Here is a 24,030-nt window from a genome sequence, read left to right as displayed (position 1 = left end):
CGAAGCCTCCTTGAGGGGTGAGAATGCAACACTAACGCCAAGCGGCCCGCGTTTCATCCCGGAAAAAAATTCGAGTGGAGAACATCAGGTGACGGATGCCGCAAATCCGCTATCATCCGGCAAACGACTGACGGAGATGGCCCGTGCAGCGGCGGCTTGAAAAGGACTGGGACCTTACGATCGGCCCCGACACCGTGCGCCTGTTCATCCTCAAGGCCAAGGCCCTGAGTGCCGCCGTCAACGAGGACTACGACGACGGCGCCGAACACGAGGTCGAGCTCGATGGCGAGGCGCATGCCAACCACCACCATGACGGCCTTGCCGAGGAAAGCTCGGAAAACCTCACCGAGGAAGAATTGCGCGAGCTGATCAACGACCTCAATGTCGATGAAGCCGCCGAGCTGATTGCACTCGCCTGGGTCGGGCGCGGCGACTACGACGCCTCGGAATGGTCGGACGCGGTGACCGCGGCACGCGAACGCGCCAACAAGCGCACGGCGAAATACCTGCTTGGCATGCCACTGCTCGCCGACTGGCTGGAGGAAGGCCTCGAAGCGATCGGCGCGTAACGCCGAAGTAACCGATTGTGATCGCCGCAAGCGCCCATCCAGGCAACTTCGGCATGCCGGCGCCGTTTCGGAACGATGGCAACGCTGAGCTTTTCCCGATTTTGCATCCTTGCGCTGCCTCTGGCGGCGGCGGCCCTGCTGGTGACGCCGGCCGACGCCAGGCATCGTCACAGGCATAACCAGCCGCAATCACCCAGGATGGCGCAGCCATTGACGCAGCACCTGGACCAGCCGCTTAGGTCGAGGGGCAAGCAGCGCCTGAGATCAAGGGGCAAGCATCCGCCAAAGACACAACAGGAAACGCCGGACGAGCGGACTTCCCCCGCCGATGTTCCGGTGCCCGAGCCGCGTCCCGCGGACGCTCAAAAAACCGACGCCGCAACGGGGCAAGAGCAAAAGACGGAAAGTCCAAAAGCCCCGGGCGCACCCAGCCAGCTCAATGAAGAAAAGGCTCGTCAGGCAAGGGAGGCACATCCCGAGCCGTCAGCCCCCGCACCTTCAGCCCGAGAGCCATCAGCCGAAACGGAAAGCGGGCCGGAGCCGCCACCCGAGGTGCCGATCCCGACACAAAGGCCCGACAATGCTGGACCTCAGGCTGAGCCGCCTGATGTAGCGCCGCAGCCGCTTGAAAAACCGGCGGATGCCGGCGACAGGAAGATGCTTCCCGACCCGCGCTCGGCCGAACTGCCCGCGGACAGGATGCCTGCGGAGGAAGTCGCTTGCCGTGAGCGGCTGAAGGCGCTCGGCGTCGAATTCGAGGAGCACAAGGCTGAAAGCGATCCCGAGATCGGCTGCTCGATCCCCTATCCGATCGTCATCAAGACGCTCAACAAGTCGGTCGCCATCGGTCCCGGCACCGAGTTGAATTGCTCGATGGCCGAGGCGGCCGCCCGCTTCACTGCCGATGTTGTTCAGCCGGCAGCCAGGGCGGAGTTCGGCACGGAAGTGAAATCGATCAGCCAGGCCTCGGCCTTCGTCTGCCGGCCGCGCCACGGCACCAGGAAATTGTCGGAGCATGCCTTCGGCAACGCGCTCGACATCGCCAGCTTCACCTTGTCGGACGGCAGGAGAATCGAGATCGGCCCGTCACCGCCGGAGAAGGACGCCAAATTCCTCAACGCCGTGCGCAAGGCCGCCTGCGGGCCATTCAAGACGGTGCTCGGGCCAGGCGCCGACGCCGACCACGCCTTGCATGTCCATCTCGATCTCGAGCCACGCAAAAATGGCGGCACGTTCTGCCAATAGGCGCCGATAGGCGCACAGCCCGACGCGCCGCAATTCAGCCTCAGGAATGAACGCGGGCGCTGAGTTTTCCTTTACCCTTGATCGTTAAAATGCCGGATATCTGGGAACAGGGATTCCGCCGATGGCCGGAACATTCCGCGCCGCCGTAAGGGTTGCGCGCCGAGCAAAACCCGTAATCATGGTGGCCGCCAGTCTTGCGCTGGCCGCGGTCTCGGCCTGCAATACCGGCAGCGTGCTGTCATTGCAGCCGGCGGTCGATGTCGGCGCGCAAACGTCGGCGGTGCCGCAATATACGGGCATGCAACGGCTTGTCCCCTCCAATCCCTACATGACGCAGGCCGCCTATCCGCGCATGGATGAGCCGATGTCGCCGGTCGAGCAGATACCTGCCAGCGAAACCGATTGCCGCCGGCAGCTGAAACGCCTCGACGTTGCCTATACCGACCTGGCGCCGATCCACGAAGGTCAGTGCGGCATCGACTATCCGGTCAAGGTCACGTCCATTGGCAGCATCCAGATGAAGCCGGCCGCGACGCTGACCTGCGACATGGCCGCCACCTTCGCCGCCTGGACGAAGAACGAACTCGTTCCTTCCGCCCGCTGGCGCTATTTCTCCGGCGTCAGGACCATCCACCAGGGCTCGAGCTATTCCTGCCGCAACATCGCCGGCGAAGGCGTGCTGTCCGAGCACGGCAAGGGCAATGCGCTGGACGTCATGAGCATCGAGCTCAACAATGGCGACGACATCGACGTGCGCAAGCCCGGCCTCTTCGCCTTCCGCACCCGAGGCTTCCTCAACAATGTGCGCGCCGACGGCTGCCAGTATTTCACCACGGTGCTCGGCCCCGGCTACAATTACGATCACCGCAACCATTTCCACTTCGACATCAAGAACCGCAAGAACGGCTATCGCGCCTGCCGGTAGTGCCTACCGCCCAAAAGTGCCCTCGGTTCTGGTGAAACGACATGCTCTGGCATTGGCGCTCGTACCCTCTGCCGCCGGCCGACGACTCCGCATAGAGTGACGCCGGAACGGTCGGGCGACGGCATATGAGCCAGCGGAGTATTCAGCGACGCATTGCGATCTGGATGGCGGCCTTTTTGGCCGCCTGGCTCGCGCTTGCCTATTTCGCTGCGCCGGAATTCTGGACATTCCGGGAGCGCGGCTTTCGCGACCAGCGCTTCGAGATGGTGACGCATACGCCGCAAGGCATTCCCGGCGACCCGATCAATGTCGGCCTTGTCGGCACCGAGAAGGAGGTGGTCCATGCCTTCGCCGTCGCCGGTTGGGACACCGCCGATGCCGTCACCCTGAGAACCGCCATCGATATCGGCGAAAGTGTCCTGTTTTCACGTCCCTATCCCGATGCGCCGATGAGCCGCCTCCTGTTCGAAGGCCGCGCCCAGGATCTCGCTTTCGAAAAGCCGGTCGGCAACAGTGCCGACCGACGCCACCACGTCCGTTTCTGGCGGACGGAAACGGTCGGCGACGACGGCCGTCCGCTCTGGTTGGGAGCCGCCAGCTTCGATCGCGGCGTCGGCCTGAGCCACGACACGGGTGCGATCACCCATCACATCGGTCCCGACATCGATGCCGAGCGCGACTTCCTGATCGGCGACCTGAACGCGGCCGATCTGCTGGCATCGACCAGCGACATGGCGGGCATCGGCGCCACCAGGACCGGCCGCAATGGCGGCGGAGACCCCTATTTCACCGACGGCAAGGCAATCATTGGCGTGCTGAAACAGCCACGGTGAGAAACTGCAGCCTCAGGCAGGGCGATCTCGAAATGGCCTTGCCGGACTGTCCGTTTGAAAACATCGTCGTGCACGACGTCTGGCCAGTGACGCGCGCGCTTGCGCCAAAAGTGCGGGTTGTCGTCGACGCTCTCGTCGAACACTTTTCGGCGCCGTCGAGGGACAATGCCTGAAAGACACGCGTCATATTCTAAAAATGACGACCCGCTATTTTCGAGCCCCCCGCCGTAATGCTATTGAGCCCTCATGCTATACGTTGAAATCGCTATCGTGGTCGTCCTCATCTGTGTGAACGGCCTTTTGTCGATGTCCGAACTCGCCATTGTCTCATCGCGCCCGGCACGGCTCAAGGCAATGATCGACCGCGGCGTCAACGGCGCCGGCCGGGCGCTGGATCTCGGTTCGAATCCAGGCAAGTTCCTGTCCTCGGTGCAGATCGGCATCACGCTGGTCGGCGTGCTCTCCGGCGCCTTCTCCGGCGCCACGCTCGGCGACCGTTTGTCCGTGTTCCTGGCCTCGGCCGGCATGCGCGAAAGCGTCGCCGACCCGCTCGGCGTCGGTATTGTCGTTGCCATCATCACCTATTTCTCACTGATCGTCGGCGAACTGGTGCCGAAGCAGATCGCGCTGCGCGACCCGGAGCGGGTTGCCGCCCGCGCGGCCCCCGCGATGACCATTCTTGCCACGATATCGGCACCGCTGGTCTTCCTGCTCGACATTTCCGGCCGCGCCATATTGTGGCTGCTTGGCCAGCGCGGTGAAAGCGAGGAAAAGGTCACCGACGAGGAGATCAAGATGCTGGTCGCCGAGGCGGAGCATCACGGCACCATCGAATCCGACGAGCGGCGCATGATCGCCGGCGTCATGCGGCTTGGCGACCGCGCCGTGCGCGCGGTCATGACGCCGCGCACCGAGGTCGACTGGATCAATCTGCAGTCCGACGACACGACGATCCGCAAGCTGCTGATGGAAACCCAGCATTCGCGCCTGCCGGCGGGCGATGGCGGCGTCGACGTGATGGTCGGCGTCGTCCAGACGCGCGACGTGCTGGCCGCGATCCTTGCCGGCCGCACGCTCGACCCGCGCAAGCATGTGCGCGCCGCCCCCATCGTCTACGACCAGGCCGATGCGCTGGACGTGCTGCACAAGCTCAAGGAATCCGATGTGCCGATGGCGCTGGTGCATGACGAGTACGGCCATTTCGAAGGCATCGTCACGCCCGCCGATATCCTGGAAGCCATCACCGGCGTGTTCCGCGCCGACCTCGATGCCGGCGACGAGGAAAACGCCGTCAAGCGCGAGGACGGCTCATGGCTGCTGGCGGGCTATATGCAGGCCGACGAGATGGCCGAGATCCTGGGCTTCGACCTGCCCGAAAACCGCGACTACGAGACCGTGGCCGGTTATGTGCTGTCGCACATGCACCATCTGCCGGCGACCGGCGAATGCGTCGAGGCCCAAGGCTGGCGCTTCGAGGTGGTCGACCTCGACGGCCGCCGCATCGACAAGCTGATCGCCACCCGCCTGCCCGGTAGCCAACGCGAAGCGGTGCGGTGACCGCGAATGTCGACTCTTGATCCTGACACGTTGCCCGCGAGCCCCATTGAACGCCGCAATGGGTGAAAGCGGACGACGCTTCATCGCTCTCGGAAAAGCAAATTCGCGCGCCCCTTTGAAAAGCCGATCCGGCCATAGAAGGAAACGAGATCGTCGGGGCAGTACAGTTCGAAACTGCGCACCTGAGCCAAGGTCTCGTGCTCTACAATCCGATTGACGATAGCTTTTCCAAGCCCCCGGCCACGAAAATCGCAATGGACGATAACGTCGAAGATCATCGCCTTGAATGTGTAATCCGTCAGCACGCGTGCGAACGCGACCAATCGGTCATCATCCGAGCAAAGGCCGATCGCTAGATCGGAATGCTCCATCATCTTGATTACATCCTCAAACTCTCGCCCTGCGGTCCACCACTCCTTGCTGTAGAGATCATAGAGTTCGCGCTGGCGCTCACCTTCGAACGTTTCTATCCATCGGCCTTGCATATCGTCTCCCGCGTCTCGACCTCCCAATAGAGCAGGAGGAAAACTTGATGGGAAGGCATGTGGCGGCAGGCCAAGACGTTCGACAGCATGCGACTAACAAACGCTCAAACCGCGGCTTCGATCGGCTCGGCCAGCCTGGGGTTCGAGCGCGCAGCGATCAGGCAGCTTGCCACGATGAGGCCGGCTCCGGCCAGCGTCGTCCAGGTCACCGCCTCGTCGAAGAAGAACCACCCGAGCGCGATCGCCCAGATGAAGGCCGAGTATTCGGTTGGGATCAGATATTGCGCTTCGGCACGCGCATAGGCCCAGCTCATCAGGAACTGGCCGGCGAGCGACAGTGCCGTCACCCCGGCGAGCGGAAGCCAGAGATTGCCAGGCAGAGCAATGGCGAACCAAGGTGCCGCCAGACCGAGCATGACCGCAACGCAAAGGTTCTGGAACAGCATGATCTCGATTGGCTTGGCCAGGAGCGCCTGTTGCCGCGCGAGGATCAGATTATAGGCATAGAACACCGTCGACACGAGCACCGCCGCCGTACCGAGCAGCGCATCGCCGGCATAGGTTTTCTGCCCGAACTGGCCGGCCACGATGATCACGACACCCGCAATGCCGGCAAGCGAGGCCCAGATCGCCTTGCGCTGTATCCTCTCGCCCAAAAGCAGTGCGGCCAGCAGGAGCGCGAACAGCGGCGCCACGAAACTGAGCCCGATCGCCTCCGCCAGGGGCAGCCTTGCAAGCCCCCAGAAGAAACACAGCAGGACTATGCCGACAATCAGCGCGCGCAGCGCATGCAGCCTCAGCACCGAGGCTACGGGAAGCGAGCGCGGCCCTGCCAGCCAGCCCGCGCCCGCGACCACGGTCGCCAGCATGCTGCGCCACAGCACTGTGTTGTAGACGCCGACCGCGATGACCAGCACCTTCATCCCCGCGTCCATGCCGGACAGCAGAAAAATGCCAAGCGCGCAAACGAGCACCGGGATCATGGGGGAAACGGTGCCGGCCAGATTAGGTGATTTCACGCGGGTTTACTCGAGGTGTCGGATGCAAGCTGACATATCAGGGCAAACTGGCAGGGCCAGATGGCAGCCTCGCCCATGTGGCGGTCCAACGCTGTCGGTCCTGGGCATGATCCGAGTTTCGAACTTTTTTGCCGCGCCTGTCGATTTCTCCATCTCCCGTTCGTCGTATCATCGAACCAACCCAACCAAGGAGAAGACCATGCGGTTCATGATGCTGATGATTCCCGCCGGCTACGCAGAGGCGGCGCCCGACGTCATGCCCGACGCCGAAGCGGTGGAGGGAATGATGAGATACAATGAGGAGCTCAAGAAGGCCGGCGTGTTGCTGGCGCTCGACGGGCTGCATCCGCCGTCATCGGGCGCTCGGGTGAGCTTCAAGGGCGGCAAGCCAGCCGTCACCGACGGGCCGTTCGCCGAGGTCAAGGAAGTGCTCGGTGGCTATTGGGTGATCGACGTGCGCTCGCGCGAGGAGGCCATCGAATGGGCTCGCCGTTGCCCCGCCGGAGAGAATGACGTGATCGAGGTCCGCCGCGTCTTTGAGATCAGTGAGTTCCCCGAGGACGTCCAGCAGGTGGTTGAAGGTTTCAACGAGTTGAAGAGTTGACGGCTACAGCCACCATCGAAGCGGCCACCATCGAAGCGGTCTGGCGGATCGAGCAGCCGAAGCTTGCCGCCAGGCTCGCCCGTTATCTCAGGGATATCGGACTGGCCGAGGAGATCGCGGGGGATGCCTTCCTGCTGGCGTTGGAGCGCTGGCCCCGGGACGGCATTCCGCGCAACCCGGCCGCCTGGCTGACCCGGGTCGCTGGGAATCGGGCGCTCGACCGGCTGCGCCGCACCACCATGATCGATGGCAAGCACCGCGAACTTGCCATCGACCTCGCCGGTCTGGAGCGCGAGATGCCCGATATCGAGGCCGCGCTCGACGCGGATATTGACGATGACCTTCTGCGGTTGATCTTCACCGCTTGTCATCCCGTGTTGCCGGCCGATCAGCGCGCGGCACTTGCCCTGCGGCTGCTGGGCGGGCTGTCCACGCCTCAGATCGCCCGCGCCTTCCTGGTGCCCGAAGCCACCATCGCCCAGCGCATCGTGCGCGCCAAGCGGACCCTTCGCGATGCCGCAATCCCGTTCGAGACGCCACGCGGGCAGGAGCGCCGCGAACGCCTCGCCGCAGTGCTTGAGGTGGTCTATCTCACCTTCAACGAGGGCTATGTGGCGACCACGGGGCCGGACTGGCTGCGCGCCGATCTCTGCGGCGAAGCGCAGCGCCTCGGCCGTTCGCTGGCGGCGCTGATGCCTGATGAGCCGGAGGTGCAGGGGCTGGTCTCGCTGATGGACCTCAACGCCTCGCGCTTCCCCGCCCGCACCGGCAAAGCGGGCGAACCGATCCTGCTGCTCGACCAGGACCGCGCCCGATGGAACTGGTCGCTCATCCGGCGGGGTCTCGACGGCCTGAACCGGGCGTTGGCCCTGACGCCGACACCAGGCCCCTATCTCTTGCAGGCGATGATCGCCGCCTGCCATGCCCGCGCGGCAACCGCCGCCGACACCGACTGGATCGCGATATCAGCCTATTATCAGGCCCTGGCCTTGGCGGCCCCCTCGCCCATCGTCGAAATCAATCGCGCGGTGGCCGTCGGCATGGCGTTCGGACCCGCGCAGGGCCTCGCCATCGTCGAGGCGCTGAAGGATGAGCCACGGCTGAAGGACTCGTATCTTTTGCCGACAGTGCGCGGCGATCTCCTGGAGAAACTGGGGTATCAGGCGGAAGCCCGCGCCGCGTTCCGCCAGGCCGCGGAATTGACCGGCAATGACAGGGAACGCGCGCTGCTGCTTACCCGCGCGGGCGACTAGCCCAAGTGCCTGCACTCGGCCGGTGCGCTGGTGAGTTTGACCTCAATGGGCGTCCGGCGGCGGCGCCTTCGGCGCGACATTGCGCAGGAACGGTACCAGCGCGGTCGCGATGACGAAGGCGACCATGATCACCAGGAACGCATCCGCGTAAGCCATGGTCGATGCCTCGCGGTAGGCCAGCGCCCAGAGTTGCTTCAGCGAAGCGGTGTGACCATCGGCGACCGCGCCGGGCAATTGGCTGTAGCGCAGCGCGACATTGTCGACGAGCCGCATCGCGGCCTCGTTCTGTGGCGTCAGATGCGAGGCGATCGTCAGGAAATGGAAGTTGGTGCGGTCGTTCAGGATCGCGCCGCAAATGGCGATACCGACGGCACCGCCGAGATTGCGCATCGTGTTGAACAGGCCGCTGGCATATTTCAGCCGTTCGGGCGGCAGGCTGCCCAGGCCGAGATTGACGCTCGGCGCCACCGCGAAGACCTGCGGGAAGCCGCGGAACAGTTGCGGGATCAGCAGTTCGGCCGCACCCCACTGGCTGGTGATGGCGCTGAAACTCCACATCGACGCGCCGAAGGAGGCCAGGCCGAACATCATCAGCCAGCGTGTGTCGAAGCGCTTGGCGAGAAAGATGTAGACGGGAACGCCGATCATCGAAGCGACGCCGGTGGAAAACACCGCCACCCCGGTCTGGAATGCGTCGTAGCCGCGGACATAACCGAGGAACAGCGGCGTCAGATAAATCGTGGCGAAGATGCCGATGCCGGTGACGAAGGACAGGAAGCAACCAATGGCGAAATTGCGGTTGCCGAAGGCGCGGAAATCGACCACCGGCTGCGCATAGGTCAGGCTGCGGATGATGAACAGAACCATGGTAACGCTGGCAACGATGGCGCCGTTGCGGATCGTTGCATCGTCGAACCAGTTCCAGCGCGTACCCTCCTCCAGAACGTACTCCGCCGTGCCGAGACTGACGGCCATCAGCACCATGCCGATATAGTCGGCGCCCTTCAGCAGCGACGGATCGGCCTTGTCGATCTTGACCAGCAACGCGACGAGCACGGTGATGATGGTGCCCGGAATGACATTGACATAGAACAGCCAGTGCCAGCTCAGCGTGTCGGTGATCCAGCCGCCGATGACGGGCCCGAGCGTCGGCGCGATCGAAGCGATGCTGCCGACCACCGCGGCCGCGTAGACCCGCCTCGGACCCTGGAAATAGTGGAACGACGAGGTGAAGACCGTCGGGATCATCGACGCGCCGAGCAGCCCTTGCAGCGCGCGGAACACGATCATGCTTTCGATGCTCCAGGCGAAGCCGCACAGCATGCTGGCCAACGTGAAGCCGGCCGCCGAGATGGTGAACAGCCAGCGTGTCGAGAACACCCGGGTGAGCCAGCCCGACAGCGGAATGACGATGATCTCCGCCACCAGATAGGAGGTCTGCACCCAGCCGATCTGGTCCTGCGCCGCCGACAGGCCGCCGCCGATGTCCTGCAGCGAGGACGCGACGATCTGGATGTCGAGCAGCGCGATGAACATCCCCACGCACATCACCATGAACGGCAGGATGCTGGCGATGAAGGATTGTGGTTCGGCGCGCTCGGGCATGGCGTCCTCAGTGCGAGCCGGTATCGACCGTCACGACGGTGGATAGGCCCGGCCGCAGCGCGACCTTGTGCGCCTGATCCGGGTCGATGGTGATCCGGACGGGAACGCGCTGGACGATCTTGGTGAAATTGCCCGTCGCGTTCTGCGCCGGGATGACGCTGAAGATCGCTCCGGTCGCCGGTCCCAGGCTGGTGACATGCCCCTTGAGCGGCGCGTCGGGGGCAATGTCGGTATAGACCGTCGCCGCCTGGCCGTCGGCCATGCTGCGCAACTGGTCTTCCTTGAAATTGGCATCGACCCACAGACCCTTCTCCGGGACAATCGTCAGGAGATAGCTGCCCGGCGAGACATAGGTGCCGACCTGCGCCAGCCGGTTGCCGACGAGGCCGTCGATGGGCGAGCGGATCTGCGTGAAGCCGAGATCGAGTTCAGCCGTATCGAGATCGGCCTTGGCGGCCGCCACGGCAGCGGTCGCCTCCGCAATCTGCGTGTTGAGCACATCGAGCTGCTGTTTGGCGGCTGCAAGCCCGGCGCGCGAGGCGGCGACGGAAGCCTTGGCCTGGCCGTCGGCGGCGAGACTTCTCTGGGCGTCCTGCTGTGAGCCGGCCTTGGTGCTGGCCAGCACCGCATAGCGTTGAGCGTCCTGCGCGGTGAACGTAGCGGCGGCACTCTTGGCTTCGAGATCAGCCTGCGCTTGTTCGATCAGCGAATTCTGCAGCGAGACCTGGGCACGGAGATTGTCGAGCGCGGACTGCTGCTGCTGGACGGATGCCTGCGCACGCTCCACCGCTGCCTTGAAGGGCCGGTCGTCGATGCGGATGATGAGCTGGCCGGCGGCGACATGCTGGTTGTCCTCGACGAGGATCTGATCGATATGCCCGGCGACCCGTGGCGCCAGCGGCGTGACGTTACCGCCGACATAGGCATCGTCGGTCGACATGAGGAAACGGCCGGCCTGCCACCACTGAAAGCCATACCAGCCGGCGACGCCGATCACGATCGCGGCGCCCAGCATGACGAACGGCTTGCGCCGGTTCTTTGCAGGCGCGGGAATCTGGACGACCGACGGCTGCGCTGGCTGCAACTCGGCAGCGGAGAGAACCTTGTTCATTTGCCCAGCGCCTCTTCGCGGCTTTGATCAACCAAAGTGTTGTCGATCAGCGGCAGGCCGGAACCCTCGCTGCTGAAGCGATAGCGCCGCCGCATGCGATCGGTGGCCTTGGGCGCCGTCGCCATGGTGAAGCCCTCGCTGTCGAGTTGCCTGCCGCTCTCGCGGTCGACCAGCACGGGCTCGGCCCAGCGCCCGTCGGCCTTGTCCACCACCACCAGGCTCGGGCCCTCGGGCGCGAGATGCTTGTTGCCCCAGGCGAGCAGGGAGAGCAGCACCGGACGGAAATCGCGCGCTTTTGCCGTCAGCAGATATTCATGGCGAAGCGGCCGCTCGCAGTAGGCGCGCTTTTCGAACAGCCCACGCTCGACCAGGCTGTTCAGACGGCGCGTCAAAATGTTGGGCGCGATCTCCAGGCTCTTTTGAAACTGATCGAAGCGCGTCAGCCCCTGGAACGCGTCCCTGAGCAACAGGATACTCCACCACTCGCCGACATCGTCGAGGCTGCGCGCGATGGGGCACGGGCGTGTTTCGAAGCTTGTTTTTGCAACCATGGCCGGAGTCTCTTTCAAGATGAAAGTGACTCCTAGCCAAGTTAGTTTCATTATGCAAGTCACTAAGGCGTGATCGGAACGAGGTGGCTTTCGTCGTTGGAGATCGTGGATGGAGATCCATCCAGCCCACAGGGTGAGACAGGGCCTAACGGTACGCCGCTGGTCGCCCGCGAATGAGCTGGACGAGAAGCACCGCCTCGCCGACTGCATCATCCGGCCACGGCAGGCGCAGCACGCACAATTGGCTTGGATCGAATTCACCGGGCGGGTTGCGGACACTGGCTACTCATTGCAGACTGTCGATATCTACAGAACGGAACGGCGAATGCACCGCATAGCTTCGGGCGAATTTCATTGGACCTATACTCTTGGCGACCTGCGCATCACCGCCTTGCGCGATGGCTATGTCGACATGCCGGTCGGACGGCTTCGGCAAAACGGCGACAAGCCATTTGGCGATGATTTGCCGCCACAGGTCGCGTTGATTGGCGGTCAACTCAGGCTTTCGGTCAATGCCTTCGCGATCGACGATGGGAATGAGATTACGCTGATCGATACCGGCGCCTCGAATGCCTGGCACCCGACCATGGGCCGGCTTCCCGAGGCGCTGGACGAAGCCGGCATCGATGTCGAAAAAGTCCACACTGTCTGCTTCACCCATACGCATCTCGACCACATCCATGGCCTTGTGCTTGCCGACGGTCGGGACGCTTTCCCGCGCCTGGCGCGCCTGCTGGTTCCCAGGCAGGAACTCGGCCTCTTCCGCGCCGTAGCGCGGCTCAAGCGATTTCACGGCATGGCGCGACCATTCGAAGCCGGAGACAGTATCGGGACCCATGTCGACATTATCGGCGCTCATGGCCATGAGGTCGGTCACAGCTGCTTTCGCGTTTCGAGCGGCGGCGAGCGCATTTTGATCTGGGGCGACACCGTCCACGTCCCGTCGCTTCAGTTCGATCGGCCTGAGGTGACGTGGGAGTTCGATGGGGATCAGGACCAAGCGCGCGAGAGCCGGTTGCGGCTGCTGGCTCTTGCGGCGGACGATCTTTGCTTCGTTGCCGGCGCGCATCTGGACTCGCCCGGCATTGGCCGTGTCGTGCGGTCTGGCGGCGCCTTCCGATTTGAACCGCTATAGCCGCTGTAATTGAAAAGGGCGGCGCAAGCGCCGCCCCCTATCTTCGAGCTTCTTCTGGCCCTGGCGCACGGCGAGGAAGTCGTCCTAGGCGATATGGAGAGCCGACTTGACCGGCGTTACCGTCAACCGATCTGAATGCGGCGTGTCACCTGTCCGTTACTCTCCCAATAGGTGTGTTTTTTGGCGATCCACGGATCACTCATCGCCGGCTGGATATTGCCGCTCGTATCGATCGCGCGCGAGGTGACGGTGTGCTCCCCGGCGGGAGGCTTGGGCCAGTCGAGAGACCACATCTTCCAGGCAAACTCCGCCTCCTCCGTATGGTCGATGGTCGCCGGCATCCACGGCCCATCGTCGATCTTCACCTCGACCCGGTCGACCGGCGCGCCCCAGGCGGCTCCGACGATGCGGTAGTTGCTACCGACCTGAGTGACCCGGGCCGGCGCCGATTTGAGGCGCGCCCGGCCGACGGAGGTTTCCACCCACACGGTCTCGCCTTTATGGTCTTCCTCGCGAAGCGTGACGTAGTCGCGTCCCATGAACCGGTTCTCGAAGCGCTGGTCGCGCACGTCAATGCGCTTGAGCCATTTCGCGTTGGCGACCCCGTACCAGCCCGGCGCCACCAGCCGCAGCGGGAAACCGTTGTCGGGCGGCAAGGGAGCGCCGTTCATCTCGTAGCAAAGGATGTTTTTTGGATCCATGGCTTCGGCGACCGACATGCTGCGCGCGAAATTTTGCTTGAACTTGACCTCGTCGGCTCGTTTGATCTCGCCTTCGTCGGCACCCCAGAAGACGACCTCGATGCCGCTGTCGAGGACCCCGGCTTCCTTCAGGATCGGTGCGAGCGGTGTGCCCGCCCAGCGCGCGTTGCCGATGCCGCCGTTGAAAAACGGAAGGCCGGTATTGCCCGAACATTCAATCGTGAACGTGACTTCCTGGCGCGGACGGGCCTTGATGTCGGCAAGCGTCAGGGCCATCGGCTTTTTGACCATGCCATCGATTTCGAGCTTCCACGTGCTCTCGTCGATGACCGGTCGGTTGAAGTGCGCGATTGAAAAGAATTTGTCGTTGGGCGTTACCCAGGAATCGAGTCTCTCCCAGACGAGCTGGTTCTTGATGACCTCCGGAACAGGGTTCGGCGGTAGTTTGTCGAGCCATTCGACGATCTTCTCGCCGGGCCGTGCAGGAAAAGCGTAAACACGCGAGGTATGGAGAGCGGCAATTGCGGCAACGGCCACACTTCCCTGGATAAGTTCTCTGCGTTGAAGATGAGGCATGCTGTTTCCTCCCAGTTGGTCCGGAACGGGCTGCAGCGTGCTATTCGGGCCATAGCCTGATCTCGGACAGGCGCACAAAGGAACGACTGCCACCCGGAAGTAATCCGGATGGGTCATGCGGTCAGCGACGCGTCTCAAGCATGTAAAGCATTGGACGAAACTCTGGCTTGGGTTTCGTGCTTGGAGAGTGCGCCCGGAAAAAGGATGTGTCCACAACTTGGACGGGATATGTTGACCTTGCGGCCGATTTCCGTTCCGTTGCAGTTCGGGACCCGCTTCCGGCACTAAGTGTTCGCTTGACGGTGTCCTGTTCTAGCTGAGGGCACTAAAGCCTCTCACCGCCCGTCCCTGGCCTTGCGCATAGGCGTTCGGGCTGGTGTCGTGCAAGGCAACCCGGATTGGTAGCGGCTACCGGGCCACCGGCCACAAGCGGTTTCACACAATTGAAAAGGGCGGCGCAAGCGCCGCCCCATATCCCTTGGGAGGATAATTCGACCGGCGATCAGGCCGCCTTGATTTCTTCGTCGACCACGTCGGCGTCGCGCGCCTTCTTCAGAGCCTTGGCCCACCAGGCGACGTCGTTGACCAGCGCCGTGGCGGCCTGGTTCAAGTGTTCGAGGTCTTCGAGTTTCTTCTCGCCCTGGCGCACGGCGAGGAAATCGCCCCAGGCGATATGGACAGCCGACTTGACCGGCGCCATCTGCAACTCGACGGCATGGAGACGGAGCTGCTCGACGGCGCGGGCGCCACCAACGCTGCCGTAACCGACGAAGCCGGCCGGCTTCTTGTTCCACTCGTTGGCGGCATAGTCGATGGCGTTCTTCAGCACGGCCGTCGGGCCGTGATTGTATTCGGCGGCGGTGAAGATGAAGCCGTCATATTCGGCGACCTTCTTCTGCCAGCGCTGCGCCACCTCGTTGGTCGACGGCACCCAGGCGGAAGAGGCGACTTCGTCGAAGAAGGGCAGCGGGAAGTCACGCAAATCGACGATCTCGACGTCGATGTCGGCATGCGACTTGGCGATCTTTGCGATCCATTGTGTGGGCACATCGGCGAAGCGCGCGGCGCGCGTCGAACCGACGATGATGGCGATTTTCGGCTTTGACATGGGGGCTCTCCATTCCAGTAAAATGCTGGTATCGTTTAGATACCGGAGCTATATGAGATACTGTCAACTCGCGACGCAAGGAGGCACCTTTTTGTTACTGAGGCACCCGCACCGCACCGAAGACTGCCGCGCGATTTCCGAAATCCTGCAGCGCGTCGGCGACAAATGGACCGTTCTTGTGGTCGGCAAACTTGGCGACGGACCTTTGCGTTTCAACGAGCTGCGCGCCGCCGTCGGCGGCATCTCGCAAAAGATGCTGACCACGACCTTGCGCGGGCTGGAACGCGACGGGTTCGTCACCCGCACCGTGTTCCCGACCATCCCGCCGCGCGTCGACTACGAGCTGACGGAACTCGGCCACGAACTGCTGATCCCGGTCAGCGCGCTTGGCGAATGGGCGCGCAGGAACACGCAGCGTGTGCGCGCGGCACGCGAAAAATTCGACGGCATGCACGGCTGAAACCTTTGCACGGCAAGGTGTCGGGCGTTTCGCGTTGTGTGAAGTTGTCTGATGGCCGGGAATTCGTGGCTCTCTAAACGAGGCCTCGCAACCTTGTCCGATGGCGCTTCAGGCCGACCAACGCTCGGCGCTGCTTTGATGAAGACAATCGTAAACCCAGGATGACCATTAGCTTCCTGGCGCCAGGTTCTCGCAAGGCGCCGGGCTGCAGATCGCACATGTCGCGGCCGGCTCCCTGACGCCCTTGCCGGCACGCAGGCAGGAGGTGCGCGGAAGGTCCTCTTTGACTGCGGCATAGGCGGTTACGCCAAGCAGGCAGATCACGGCGACAAGGGCTGCCACCAGCCAGCTGTTCAGTATGTGTTGACGCATTGTCGCCCCTCCAACGCCGGCACAATCAGGCGTGAAGGCAACCATTGGATGTCGCGGAGCGCATCGCCCGCGCGGATGATGTTACAATTGCCCCTGGACTGGGAGAACGGGGACTGGGAGAACGGGGTTTGCGAGAATGAGCTTTCGTCAACTCTCGGCCGGCACGGCCTTCGGCTTGCCCTCGCCGTCGAGCGCCACCATGATGAAATCGGCGTGCGTCACCTTTTCCATCAGGTCGGAGAGATAGCGCTGCGCCCAGGCCTCGACCTTCAGCGTCATCGAGGTACGGCCGACGCGTTCGACATGGGTGTAGATGCACAGCGTGTCGCCGATCTTCATCGGCTTGGCGAAGGACATCTCCTTGACCGCCGCCGTCACCACGCGGCCCCTGGCCCGCTCGGCGGCGCGGATGCCGCAGGCAAGGTCCATCTGCGCCATCACCCAGCCGCCGAAAATGTCGCCGGCCGCATTGGCGTCCGAAGGCATGGCGAGCGTGCGCAGCGTCAGGTCTCCGATCGGCCGTCCGTCCGCGTAGTGCACCATGGGCAGAATCCTTGTGAGGTGATGGTCATCGATCCCGTATCGCCGCTGCAGGAACAGGTCAACGCGCCGCAGCTGCTGTTTCCTCGCCTCCATGGGCCATAGGCTAACATTGGCATTCGCCCGGTTGTGCCTGATTCTCAGAGCTTCGGGTTTTAGAGCGGGCTTCCCCCACTCCGTCGACTGCGCGGCGTAAGACCAGGCGCTAGCTGAGAGGCGCACCTCTCAAAAATAACCTGCAAGGTTCGCTCGGATGCGGTCCAGCACCGTGCTACCAGACAGGTCGGGGATGAACGCCTTGCCGGTGATCGCCTCATAGGCCTGCGCATAGACGTTGGAGGCCTGTTCGACGATCTCGTCCGGAATCTTCGGGATCGGGTCCCTGTAGGGATCGCAGCGCGCCGCCACCCACGAGCGGATGAAATCCTTGTCGAAGCTGTCCGGCCGGGTGCCGTTGGCCAGGGCCTGTCCATAGCTCGCCGCGATCCAGTACCGGCTGCTGTCCGGCGTATGGATTTCGTCGGCCAGGATGATCGTGCCGTTTCTGTCGGTGCCGAATTCGTACTTCGTGTCGGCCAGGATCAGGCCGCGCTCGGCGGCGCGTGCCTGGCCGCGGGCGAACAGTTTCAGGGCATAATCCGAGACGGTGTCCCATTGTGCCTGTGTGAGCAGTCCCTGTTCGAGGATCTCCGCTCTCGACAGCGGCTCGTCATGGGCGCCATCCGCTGCCTTGCTCGTCGGCGTGATGACCGGCTCGGCCAGCTTTTCATTGTCGCGCAGCCCGTCCGGCAGTCGCATGCCATACATGTCGCGTTCGCCGCGCTTGTAGCGGGTCAGGATCGAGGTGCTGGTGGTCCCCGCCAGATAACCGCGCACGACGATCTCGACCGGCAGGATGTCGAGCCTGGTGCCGACGACGACATTTGGGTCGGGGTATTCGAGCACATGGTTCGGACAGATATCGGCGGTTTCCTCGAACCAGTACCGTGCCGTCTGGGTAAGGATCTCGCCCTTGAACGGGATCGACGTCAGGATGATGTCGAACGCGCTGAGCCGATCGGTGGCGATGATGATGCGCCGCCCGTCCGGAAGGTCGTAGTTTTCGCGGACCTTGCCCTTGTAGTGGCCCGGCAGCTCGGGAATGAAGGCATCCGACAGGATCCGCATATGATTTCCTGCCTTCCGCAGAGTTGCCAGCGCATGATTCCGAAAAGTTGCAGACTTTTCGGAAAAAATCATGGGCCAGAATAATGATAATGTCCCGCATAAGCTGTCGACCCCATGCATATCAAGCGCGATTGTCGGTATTCCCCGCAACTCGACCCGGCATGCCAGTCGCTTTTTTCACAACGCATGCCGGAAGGCGCGGCGACGCGGCGAACCCGTCGCGTCTAGGCTGCGGCCAGTTTTCCGGAGCCACCCATTTCCATCATGCAGACTTTTGACTTCATCATCGTCGGCTCCGGCTCGGCCGGCTCGGTGCTCGCCGACAAACTCTCGGCCTCGGGCCGTTTCTCGGTGCTGGTGCTGGAGGCCGGCGGCACGGACCGCCGCTTCTACGTGCAGATGCCGCTTGGCTACGGCAAGACCTTCTTCGATCCCGCCGTCAACTGGAACTACAAGACCGAGGCTGACCCAGGCCTCGGCGGCAATGTCGACCACTGGCCCCGCGGCAAGCTGCTCGGCGGGTCGAGCTCGATCAACGCCATGGTCTGGATCCGCGGCGCGCGCGAGGATTTCGACGACTGGCGCGCCGCCGGCAATCCCGGCTGGGGTTATGACGATCTGTTGCCCGCCTTCAAGGCGCTCGAGGACAATGAGGCGGGCGCCGACAGATGGCGCGGTACCGGCGGCCCCCTGCATATCAGCAACACGACGAACGCCGTCCACCCGCTGACCAAGCGCTATCTCGCCGCCGGGCAGCAGGCCGGCCTGCCGCTCAACCCCGATTTCAATGGTGCTGCCCAGGAAGGCGTCGGCACCTACCAGATCTCGACCAGGAACGGCCGCCGCATGTCCGCCGCCCGCGCCTTCCTGCGCCCGGCCATGAAGCGCGCAAACGTCCGCGTCGAAACCAATGCGCTGGCGAGCCGCATCCTGTTCGAGGGCAAGCGCGCCGTTGGCATCGAGTATTTGCAGAACGGTCGGACGAAGACGGCCCGCGCCGGCCGCGAAGTCATCCTTTCCGCCGGCTCGATCAACTCGCCGCAGCTCATGCAGCTTTCAGGCATCGGTCCGGCGGCTTTGCTCAAGGGGCTGGACATCCCGGTCGTCCATGCCAACGAGAATGTCGGTGCCAATCTGCAGGACCATGTCGGCATCAACTACACCTTCAAGGGCAATGTGCCGACACTGAACCAGATCCTGCGCCCCTGGTGGGGCAAGCTGCTGGTCGGCATGCAGTACATCCTGACCCGTTCCGGGCCGCTGTCGCTGTCGATGAACCATGGCGGCGGCTTCTTCCGCACCGACCCGGCATTTACGCGCCCCAACATGCAGCTTTATTTCCAGGCGTTCTCGACCGTCATCCCGAAGAGCGGCGAGCGGCCGATCCTGACGCCTGACCCCTGGCCGGGCTTCTCCATCGGCCTGTCCAACTGCCGTCCGTCGAGCCGGGGCGAGATCATGATCCGCTCCAGCAATCCGCTGGAATACCCAAGGATCGTCGCCAACGCCTATTCCACCAATGCCGACGTCGAGGAGATGCTGGCGGCGGTGAAGTTCGTGCGCAAGATCGCCTCGATGCCGGCGATGGCGGAAATCATCCAAGAAGAAGTCCTGCCCGGCCCGTCGATCCAGTCGGACGCCGACCTGATCACGGATTTCAGGAAACGCTCAGGCACCGTCTATCACCCGGTTTCGACCTGCCGCATGGGGCCTGATCCCTCGCGCTCCGTCGTCGATCCGCGCCTCAAGGTGCATGGGCTCGAAGGCCTGCGCGTCATCGACGCCTCGATCTTTCCCGACAACATCACCGGCAACACCAACGCCGCCTCGGTCATGACCGGATGGAAAGGCGCCGAACTGGTTCTGGAGGACCAAAAATGAAGATCACCGACGTCAAGACCTGGGTTGTCGGCAACCCCCCGCCCGGCATCGGCGGCAAGTATTTCATCTTCGTCAAGCTGACCACCGACGGCGGCGTGGTCGGTTATGGCGAGGCCTACAACGCTACCTTCTCCGCTCATGTCACCGCCAAGCTGGTCGAGGACATGGCCGAACGCTATCTGATCGGCCACGATCCGCACGACATCGAGAACTTCTTCCGCCGCGCCTATTCGTCCGGCTTTACCCAGCGTCCTGACGTGACCGGCATGGGCTGTTTCTCGGCACTTGAAATGGCCTGCTGGGACATCGTCGGCAAGGAAGCCGGCAAGCCGGTCTACAAGCTGCTCGGCGGCCAGGTGCATGAGACGCTGCGTTCCTACACCTATCTCTACCCGCACACCGGCAGCGTCCATTCCGAGGACGCGCCGGACGGCAGGAACGTATACAACGACCCTGAAATGGCGGCCGCCTGCGCGCTCGAATATGTCGAGCAGGGGTTCAATGCCGTCAAGCTCGACCCGGCCGGTCCCTACACCGCTTTCGACGGCCACCAGCCGCGCCTGCTCGACATCGATGTCTCCACCCGCATGATCAAGGCGATCCGAGAGGCGGTCGGAAACCGCGCCGACATCCTCTTCGGCACGCACGGCCAATTCACCGCTTCCGGCGCGCTGCGCATGGCCCGCGCCATCGAGCCCTATGATCCACTGTGGTTCGAGGAACCGGTGCCGCCCGACATGCCGGAGGTCATGGCGCAAGTAGCCCGCGCGACCTCGATCCCGATCGCCACCGGCGAGCGGCTGACGACCAAGTTCGAATTCGCCCGCGTCATTGAGAACCGCGCCGCGACCATCCTGCAGCCGGATCTTGGCCGCTCCGGCGGCATTCTCGAAACCAAGAAGATCGCCGCCATGGCCGAGGCCTATCACATCCAGGTCGCGCCGCACTGCTATTGCGGGCCGATCGTCGGTGCCGCCAACATTCAGCTGGCGGTGACGCTGCCCAACTTCCTGATCCTGGAATCGCTGAAGCAGTGGGACGGTTTCCACGCGACGCTGCTCAAGAAGAAGATCGAGTGGCAGGACGGCAATGTCATCCCGTCGAAGGAACCGGGGCTGGGCGTCGAGCTCAACGAAGCGGTCTGCGACGCCCATCCCTACACTGGCAAGGACCTGCATCTGCAGATGATGCAGACGCCGCTGATGCCATGAGCGAAAGCTACGCCTTCATCGGCCTCGGCCATCTCGGCGGCAACCTTGCCGCCAGCCTGATCCGCAACGGCTTTGCGGTCACGGTCTTCGACCGCGACCCAGCGGCGGTCGAGCGCCTCGTTGCGCTCGGCGCCACCGCCGCGAGCAGTCCCGCGGAAGCGGCCGCCCGCGCCGGCAACGCCATCTCTTGCCTGCCCTCGCCAAAGGTCAGCGAAGCAGTGCTGGCCGGCCCAGGCGGATTGCTCGAAGGCCTGCCTTCAGGCGGCACCTGGATCGAGATGTCGACCAATGGCCGCGACGAGATCGTGCGGCTTGCCGCCCTCGCCTCCGCCAGAGGCGTCGAGACGCTGGAGTGCCCGGTCACCGGCGGCGTGCATCTGGCGGCGGTTGGAAAAATCACCGCGCTGGTCGGCGGTGATGCCGCGCTCTACGAACGCCATCGCGCGGCGATCGAGGCGATGTGCGCGCGCTCCTTCCTGATGGGACCGATTGGCTCGGCGGCGGTGATCAAGGTCATCACCAACATGCTGGCCTTCATCCATCTCGTCGCCGCCGGTGAAGCGCTGATGCTGGCCAAGCGGGGCGGGCTCGACCTCGCCCAGTCCTATCACGCCATCGTTGCCTCCTCCGGCAACAGCTTCGTCCACGAGACCGAAAGCCAGCTCGTCCTCAACGGCTCCTACGACATCGGCTTCACCATGGACCTGGCGCTGAAGGACCTTGGCTTCGCGCTGGGCATGGGCAAGGATTTCGGCGTGCCGCTCGAGCTGGCGTCACGCGTCAACGCGATTTTTCAGCAGGGCAAGGAAACCTATGGCGGCGGTGCCTGGTCGACCCAGATCGTCAAATTGCTTGAGGATGCCGTCGGTACCGACCTGCGCGCGCCCGGTTTCCCGGCCAAATTGGAAATCTGAGCCGCAGCCAGAAAACCAAGCGATTTCATTAGCTTGAATCGATAGCCGGATTCAGTTTCGAAAAGACTTGAATCAATCTGGCAACGCCTTGATTCAATATCTGAGCGTCAGCGCCCCGGGCAGGATCTCGAAGGTTGCCGGTATGCGCCCGGGCGACTCACCGTCTATGTCGACCAACGCGCCGTTCTTTTCCACATCACCCAGCGGTTCGACAACCACTTTCTTGCCGCGCAGGATCGTGATTGCCGGATGGTTGCGATGCCGGCCGCCATAGAGCAGCCTGATGTCCCAGATCAGCTTCAGCTTGCCCGCCGCGCGCAGGATGACGATGTCGAACTGCCCGTCGGTCAGCTCGGCATCGGGCGCGATCATCATGCCGCCGCCGAAGAACTTTCCGTTTGCCACCGCCACCAGCGCCATGCGCGCTTCGACAGGCGTGCCGTCGTCGACCGTGATCCGGACATCCTGGAAGCGGTAGCGGACGAACTCGACCACGGTGCGCCACAGGAACAGCGTCTTGGCCGACATCTTGCCCTTGCGCTTGTCGGCATTGACGGCGCGGTCGGTAGCGCCTGACAGACCAAGGCCGGCGATGTTGATGAAGTGGCGGCTGGCCAGCGCACCATGGTCGTCGATGTAGCAGATACGGCCAGCATCGATCTTACGTCCCTCTGCCTCGGCGATCCGCTTCAAGGTCGCGTCCACCGCCTTCGGCAGGCCGAGCCCGCGCGCGAAATCGATGCCAGTGCCGCATGGCAGCAGGCCGAGCTCGGTCATCCTACCGCTCTCCTCAAATGCCTGCAGCAGCCCGTCGGCCACTTCGCTGGCTGTGCCGTCACCGCCCGCCGCGATCACCAGTTCGTAACCGCTGGCCGCGAGGTCGATGGCCAGCCGTTCGGCATCGCCCTCGGCCTGCGTCTCGCGCAGCTCGAAATCGCCAAAATGCTTTTTCAGCGAGGCGGCAACCTCAGGCCAATGCCGTTTCAGCCGGCCGCCACCGGCTATCGGATTGAGAACCACCCCGACTTTCAACACGCGCCCTCCCCGGCGCCGAACATGCATGTCCGGTCGTTTGCCGGCATTGAAGCCCGTGCCCGTCGGCGGAGCAAGGGGCGCTGTCGGTCGGAGCCCTAAAAAGCGGGGCAGGCTGTCTAAGGCAGCCGGCGCCGAAATTCCGGGCTTGTGGCAAACGGTCCCCGATAATCCCGCTATCCACAGGCCCATGGCCATTCCCCGAGACACTTACCCGGCGTACGTTAAACCCATCTCAGGCGGCTACCGATCGCCAAGCCGAAAGGCGGAAGTGAAAGGCGGATTTCCTGAGGCCCGTACGGCCCGGAGCGAGAGCAGGCTTGCCTGTTTTGAGGGACGGTAGCCGAGACCTACGGGGCCGCGGAAAGCGTGCCAACGCCGACGGCGGACCGATGCTGCCATGAAGGACGGCAAAAACCTTCGATGGCACGCAGGGCAAGGCCTGCAAGGGCCAAGACCGGCGTGGTCTGGAACGGACGCCGCCTTCGGGTGGTGGCTGGCAGGACCGTCAAAATCAAGGCCGGCATGGCGCGACGACTTTACGGAAGTTGCTGCCGCGACCGTGTCCTGATCTGACAGGGAGGCGCTGGGAGAAATCCCGGCGCCGACCGTCTTTGAAATCTATCTCCCACAATTTTTACGGTGTTTTCGGCTGGGGCTGCAACCGGCGGCAAAATCGGCTAACGTTCGATGTCGTCAGGGTCCGTTTGAAAAACGAGCTCGTAGAAGGGGGAGACTTCATGACGCTCATCCAGAAGCTTGCCGTTGGCTATGCCTTCCTGTTCTTCGCCGTCGTCGCCGTCGGCTACATACCGGCGTTCAACGACGCCAACGGCAATCTGTTCGGCCTGTTTTCGCTGCAATGGTACGATGACCTGCTGCACGCCTTCTCGGGCGTCTGGGCGCTGGCCGCTGCCTTCATCTCGCATCGCCAAGCGGTATTCTATTTCAAGCTGTTCGGCTCGGTCTATCTGTTCGACGGTGTGCTCGGACTGATCACCGGTTCCGGCTGCCTCGATGCCGGCATCTTCATCAACGGCTTCCGCTCCCTCAACGATATCGAATTCCCTGCCCGCTTCTTCGCCAACCTGCCGCACATCGTCATAGGCGGCTTCGCCGTCTATGTCGGTTTCTGGCTGTCGAAGCGCATACACGACCACTTCGCCACGGCCTGAC

Annotated in this window: 25 protein-coding genes; 14 read left to right on the top strand and 11 right to left on the bottom strand. The window is 63.4% G+C overall.

Annotation, left to right across the window (positions count from 1 at the left end):
* The first annotated feature begins 143 nt into the window (after positions 1-143).
* The 6 genes from EB231_RS12165 (at position 144) to EB231_RS12140 (ending at position 5,129) form a co-directional block, all read left to right on the top strand.
* A complete protein-coding gene (locus EB231_RS12165; RefSeq protein ID WP_172349012.1) occupies positions 144-569 on the top strand; it encodes a DUF3775 domain-containing protein in 426 nt (141 codons plus the stop codon).
* A 657-nt stretch (positions 570-1,226) separates the two neighbouring features.
* On the top strand, positions 1,227-1,814 hold the full coding sequence (locus EB231_RS35125) for an extensin-like domain-containing protein (protein WP_246740923.1): 588 nt from the start codon (positions 1,227-1,229) through the stop codon (positions 1,812-1,814).
* 121 nt (positions 1,815-1,935) lie between these two features.
* Complete coding sequence (locus EB231_RS12155) at positions 1,936-2,739, top strand: extensin-like domain-containing protein (RefSeq protein WP_172349011.1); 804 nt, start codon at positions 1,936-1,938, stop codon at positions 2,737-2,739.
* A gap of 125 nt (positions 2,740-2,864) precedes the next feature.
* On the top strand, positions 2,865-3,572 hold the full coding sequence (locus EB231_RS12150; protein WP_172349010.1) for an LssY C-terminal domain-containing protein: 708 nt from the start codon (positions 2,865-2,867) through the stop codon (positions 3,570-3,572).
* A complete protein-coding gene (locus EB231_RS12145) occupies positions 3,569-3,745 on the top strand; it encodes a hypothetical protein (RefSeq protein ID WP_246740922.1) in 177 nt (58 codons plus the stop codon). The genes EB231_RS12150 and EB231_RS12145 overlap by 4 nt, the downstream gene beginning before the upstream one ends.
* A 73-nt stretch (positions 3,746-3,818) precedes the next feature.
* Positions 3,819-5,129, top strand: a complete 1,311-nt coding sequence (locus EB231_RS12140; protein ID WP_172349009.1) for a hemolysin family protein — start codon at positions 3,819-3,821, stop codon at positions 5,127-5,129.
* An 80-nt stretch (positions 5,130-5,209) separates the two neighbouring features.
* Here the strand turns inward: EB231_RS12140 and EB231_RS12135 are convergent, their stop codons facing one another.
* The gene (locus tag EB231_RS12135; RefSeq protein ID WP_172349008.1) at positions 5,210-5,614 is read right to left on the bottom strand and encodes a GNAT family N-acetyltransferase; all 405 of its coding nucleotides are present in this window, start codon (positions 5,612-5,614) and stop codon (positions 5,210-5,212) included.
* A 104-nt stretch (positions 5,615-5,718) separates the two neighbouring features.
* Positions 5,719-6,597, bottom strand: a complete 879-nt coding sequence (locus EB231_RS12130) for a DMT family transporter (RefSeq protein WP_172352880.1) — start codon at positions 6,595-6,597, stop codon at positions 5,719-5,721.
* 235 nt (positions 6,598-6,832) lie between these two features.
* On the opposite strand from EB231_RS12130, the gene EB231_RS12125 reads away from it, so the two are divergent.
* Together EB231_RS12125 and EB231_RS12120 are read left to right on the top strand one after the other, a co-directional pair.
* Entirely contained in the window at positions 6,833-7,237 is a 405-nt protein-coding gene (locus EB231_RS12125; RefSeq protein ID WP_172349007.1) for a YciI family protein, read from the top strand.
* The gene (locus EB231_RS12120) at positions 7,234-8,490 is read left to right on the top strand and encodes an RNA polymerase sigma factor (RefSeq protein ID WP_206681907.1); all 1,257 of its coding nucleotides are present in this window, start codon (positions 7,234-7,236) and stop codon (positions 8,488-8,490) included. The genes EB231_RS12125 and EB231_RS12120 overlap by 4 nt, the downstream gene beginning before the upstream one ends.
* Before the next feature lie 42 nt (positions 8,491-8,532).
* Here the strand turns inward: EB231_RS12120 and EB231_RS12115 are convergent, their stop codons facing one another.
* The 3 genes from EB231_RS12115 to EB231_RS12105 are packed head-to-tail and all read right to left on the bottom strand — an operon-like array spanning position 8,533 to position 11,757.
* Positions 8,533-10,095, bottom strand: a complete 1,563-nt coding sequence (locus tag EB231_RS12115) for a DHA2 family efflux MFS transporter permease subunit (RefSeq protein ID WP_172349006.1) — start codon at positions 10,093-10,095, stop codon at positions 8,533-8,535.
* 7 nt (positions 10,096-10,102) lie between these two features.
* On the bottom strand, positions 10,103-11,206 hold the full coding sequence (locus tag EB231_RS12110; RefSeq protein ID WP_172349005.1) for an HlyD family secretion protein: 1,104 nt from the start codon (positions 11,204-11,206) through the stop codon (positions 10,103-10,105).
* A complete protein-coding gene (locus EB231_RS12105; RefSeq protein ID WP_172349004.1) occupies positions 11,203-11,757 on the bottom strand; it encodes a winged helix-turn-helix transcriptional regulator in 555 nt (184 codons plus the stop codon). The genes EB231_RS12110 and EB231_RS12105 overlap by 4 nt, the downstream gene beginning before the upstream one ends.
* Before the next feature lie 109 nt (positions 11,758-11,866).
* On the opposite strand from EB231_RS12105, the gene EB231_RS12100 reads away from it, so the two are divergent.
* Positions 11,867-12,892 carry an MBL fold metallo-hydrolase gene (locus tag EB231_RS12100; RefSeq protein WP_340163207.1) on the top strand — a complete coding sequence of 342 codons (1,026 nt, stop codon included), beginning with the start codon at positions 11,867-11,869 and terminating at the stop codon, positions 12,890-12,892.
* Between the two features lie 122 nt (positions 12,893-13,014).
* On the opposite strand, the gene EB231_RS12095 is transcribed toward EB231_RS12100, so the two are convergent.
* The gene (locus EB231_RS12095) at positions 13,015-14,169 is read right to left on the bottom strand and encodes a sulfite oxidase (RefSeq protein ID WP_172349002.1); all 1,155 of its coding nucleotides are present in this window, start codon (positions 14,167-14,169) and stop codon (positions 13,015-13,017) included.
* A 502-nt stretch (positions 14,170-14,671) separates the two neighbouring features.
* Positions 14,672-15,277, bottom strand: coding sequence for an NADPH-dependent FMN reductase (locus tag EB231_RS12090; protein WP_056578821.1), 606 nt, complete (start codon positions 15,275-15,277; stop codon positions 14,672-14,674).
* A gap of 91 nt (positions 15,278-15,368) precedes the next feature.
* Between EB231_RS12090 and EB231_RS12085 the strand changes: the two genes are divergently transcribed.
* Positions 15,369-15,737, top strand: coding sequence for a winged helix-turn-helix transcriptional regulator (locus tag EB231_RS12085; protein WP_172349001.1), 369 nt, complete (start codon positions 15,369-15,371; stop codon positions 15,735-15,737).
* A 168-nt stretch (positions 15,738-15,905) separates the two neighbouring features.
* On the opposite strand, the gene EB231_RS12080 is transcribed toward EB231_RS12085, so the two are convergent.
* The 3 genes from EB231_RS12080 to EB231_RS12070 form a co-directional block, all read right to left on the bottom strand.
* A complete protein-coding gene (locus EB231_RS12080; RefSeq protein ID WP_172349000.1) occupies positions 15,906-16,109 on the bottom strand; it encodes a hypothetical protein in 204 nt (67 codons plus the stop codon).
* A gap of 147 nt (positions 16,110-16,256) precedes the next feature.
* A complete protein-coding gene (locus tag EB231_RS12075; RefSeq protein ID WP_140774704.1) occupies positions 16,257-16,652 on the bottom strand; it encodes an acyl-CoA thioesterase in 396 nt (131 codons plus the stop codon).
* A gap of 222 nt (positions 16,653-16,874) precedes the next feature.
* Positions 16,875-17,816, bottom strand: coding sequence for a phosphoribosylaminoimidazolesuccinocarboxamide synthase (locus EB231_RS12070; protein WP_172348999.1), 942 nt, complete (start codon positions 17,814-17,816; stop codon positions 16,875-16,877).
* Between the two features lie 264 nt (positions 17,817-18,080).
* Here EB231_RS12070 and EB231_RS12065 point away from each other — a divergent pair, with 264 nt between their 5' ends.
* The 3 genes from EB231_RS12065 to EB231_RS12055 are packed head-to-tail and all read left to right on the top strand — an operon-like array spanning position 18,081 to position 21,822.
* Complete coding sequence (locus tag EB231_RS12065; protein ID WP_172348998.1) at positions 18,081-19,697, top strand: GMC family oxidoreductase; 1,617 nt, start codon at positions 18,081-18,083, stop codon at positions 19,695-19,697.
* Entirely contained in the window at positions 19,694-20,908 is a 1,215-nt protein-coding gene (locus tag EB231_RS12060; RefSeq protein WP_172348997.1) for a mandelate racemase/muconate lactonizing enzyme family protein, read from the top strand. The genes EB231_RS12065 and EB231_RS12060 overlap by 4 nt, the downstream gene beginning before the upstream one ends.
* On the top strand, positions 20,905-21,822 hold the full coding sequence (locus EB231_RS12055; protein WP_172348996.1) for an NAD(P)-dependent oxidoreductase: 918 nt from the start codon (positions 20,905-20,907) through the stop codon (positions 21,820-21,822). The genes EB231_RS12060 and EB231_RS12055 overlap by 4 nt, the downstream gene beginning before the upstream one ends.
* 93 nt (positions 21,823-21,915) lie before the next feature.
* Here EB231_RS12055 and EB231_RS12050 read toward each other — a convergent pair whose 3' ends face one another.
* Positions 21,916-22,854: a diacylglycerol/lipid kinase family protein gene (locus EB231_RS12050; RefSeq protein ID WP_172352878.1), complete on the bottom strand. Its 939-nt coding sequence runs from the start codon at positions 22,852-22,854 to the stop codon at positions 21,916-21,918.
* Positions 22,855-23,594: 740 nt separating this feature from the next.
* On the opposite strand from EB231_RS12050, the gene EB231_RS12045 reads away from it, so the two are divergent.
* Entirely contained in the window at positions 23,595-24,029 is a 435-nt protein-coding gene (locus tag EB231_RS12045) for a DUF4383 domain-containing protein (RefSeq protein ID WP_172348995.1), read from the top strand.
* Position 24,030: the final 1 nt, after the last annotated feature.

The organism is Mesorhizobium sp. NZP2298, assembly GCF_013170825.1.
In the GTDB taxonomy this organism is placed as follows: Bacteria; Pseudomonadota; Alphaproteobacteria; order Rhizobiales; family Rhizobiaceae; genus Mesorhizobium.
Note: the sequence above shows the minus strand (reverse complement) of the source record. Positions and strands in the feature narration are given on the sequence as shown.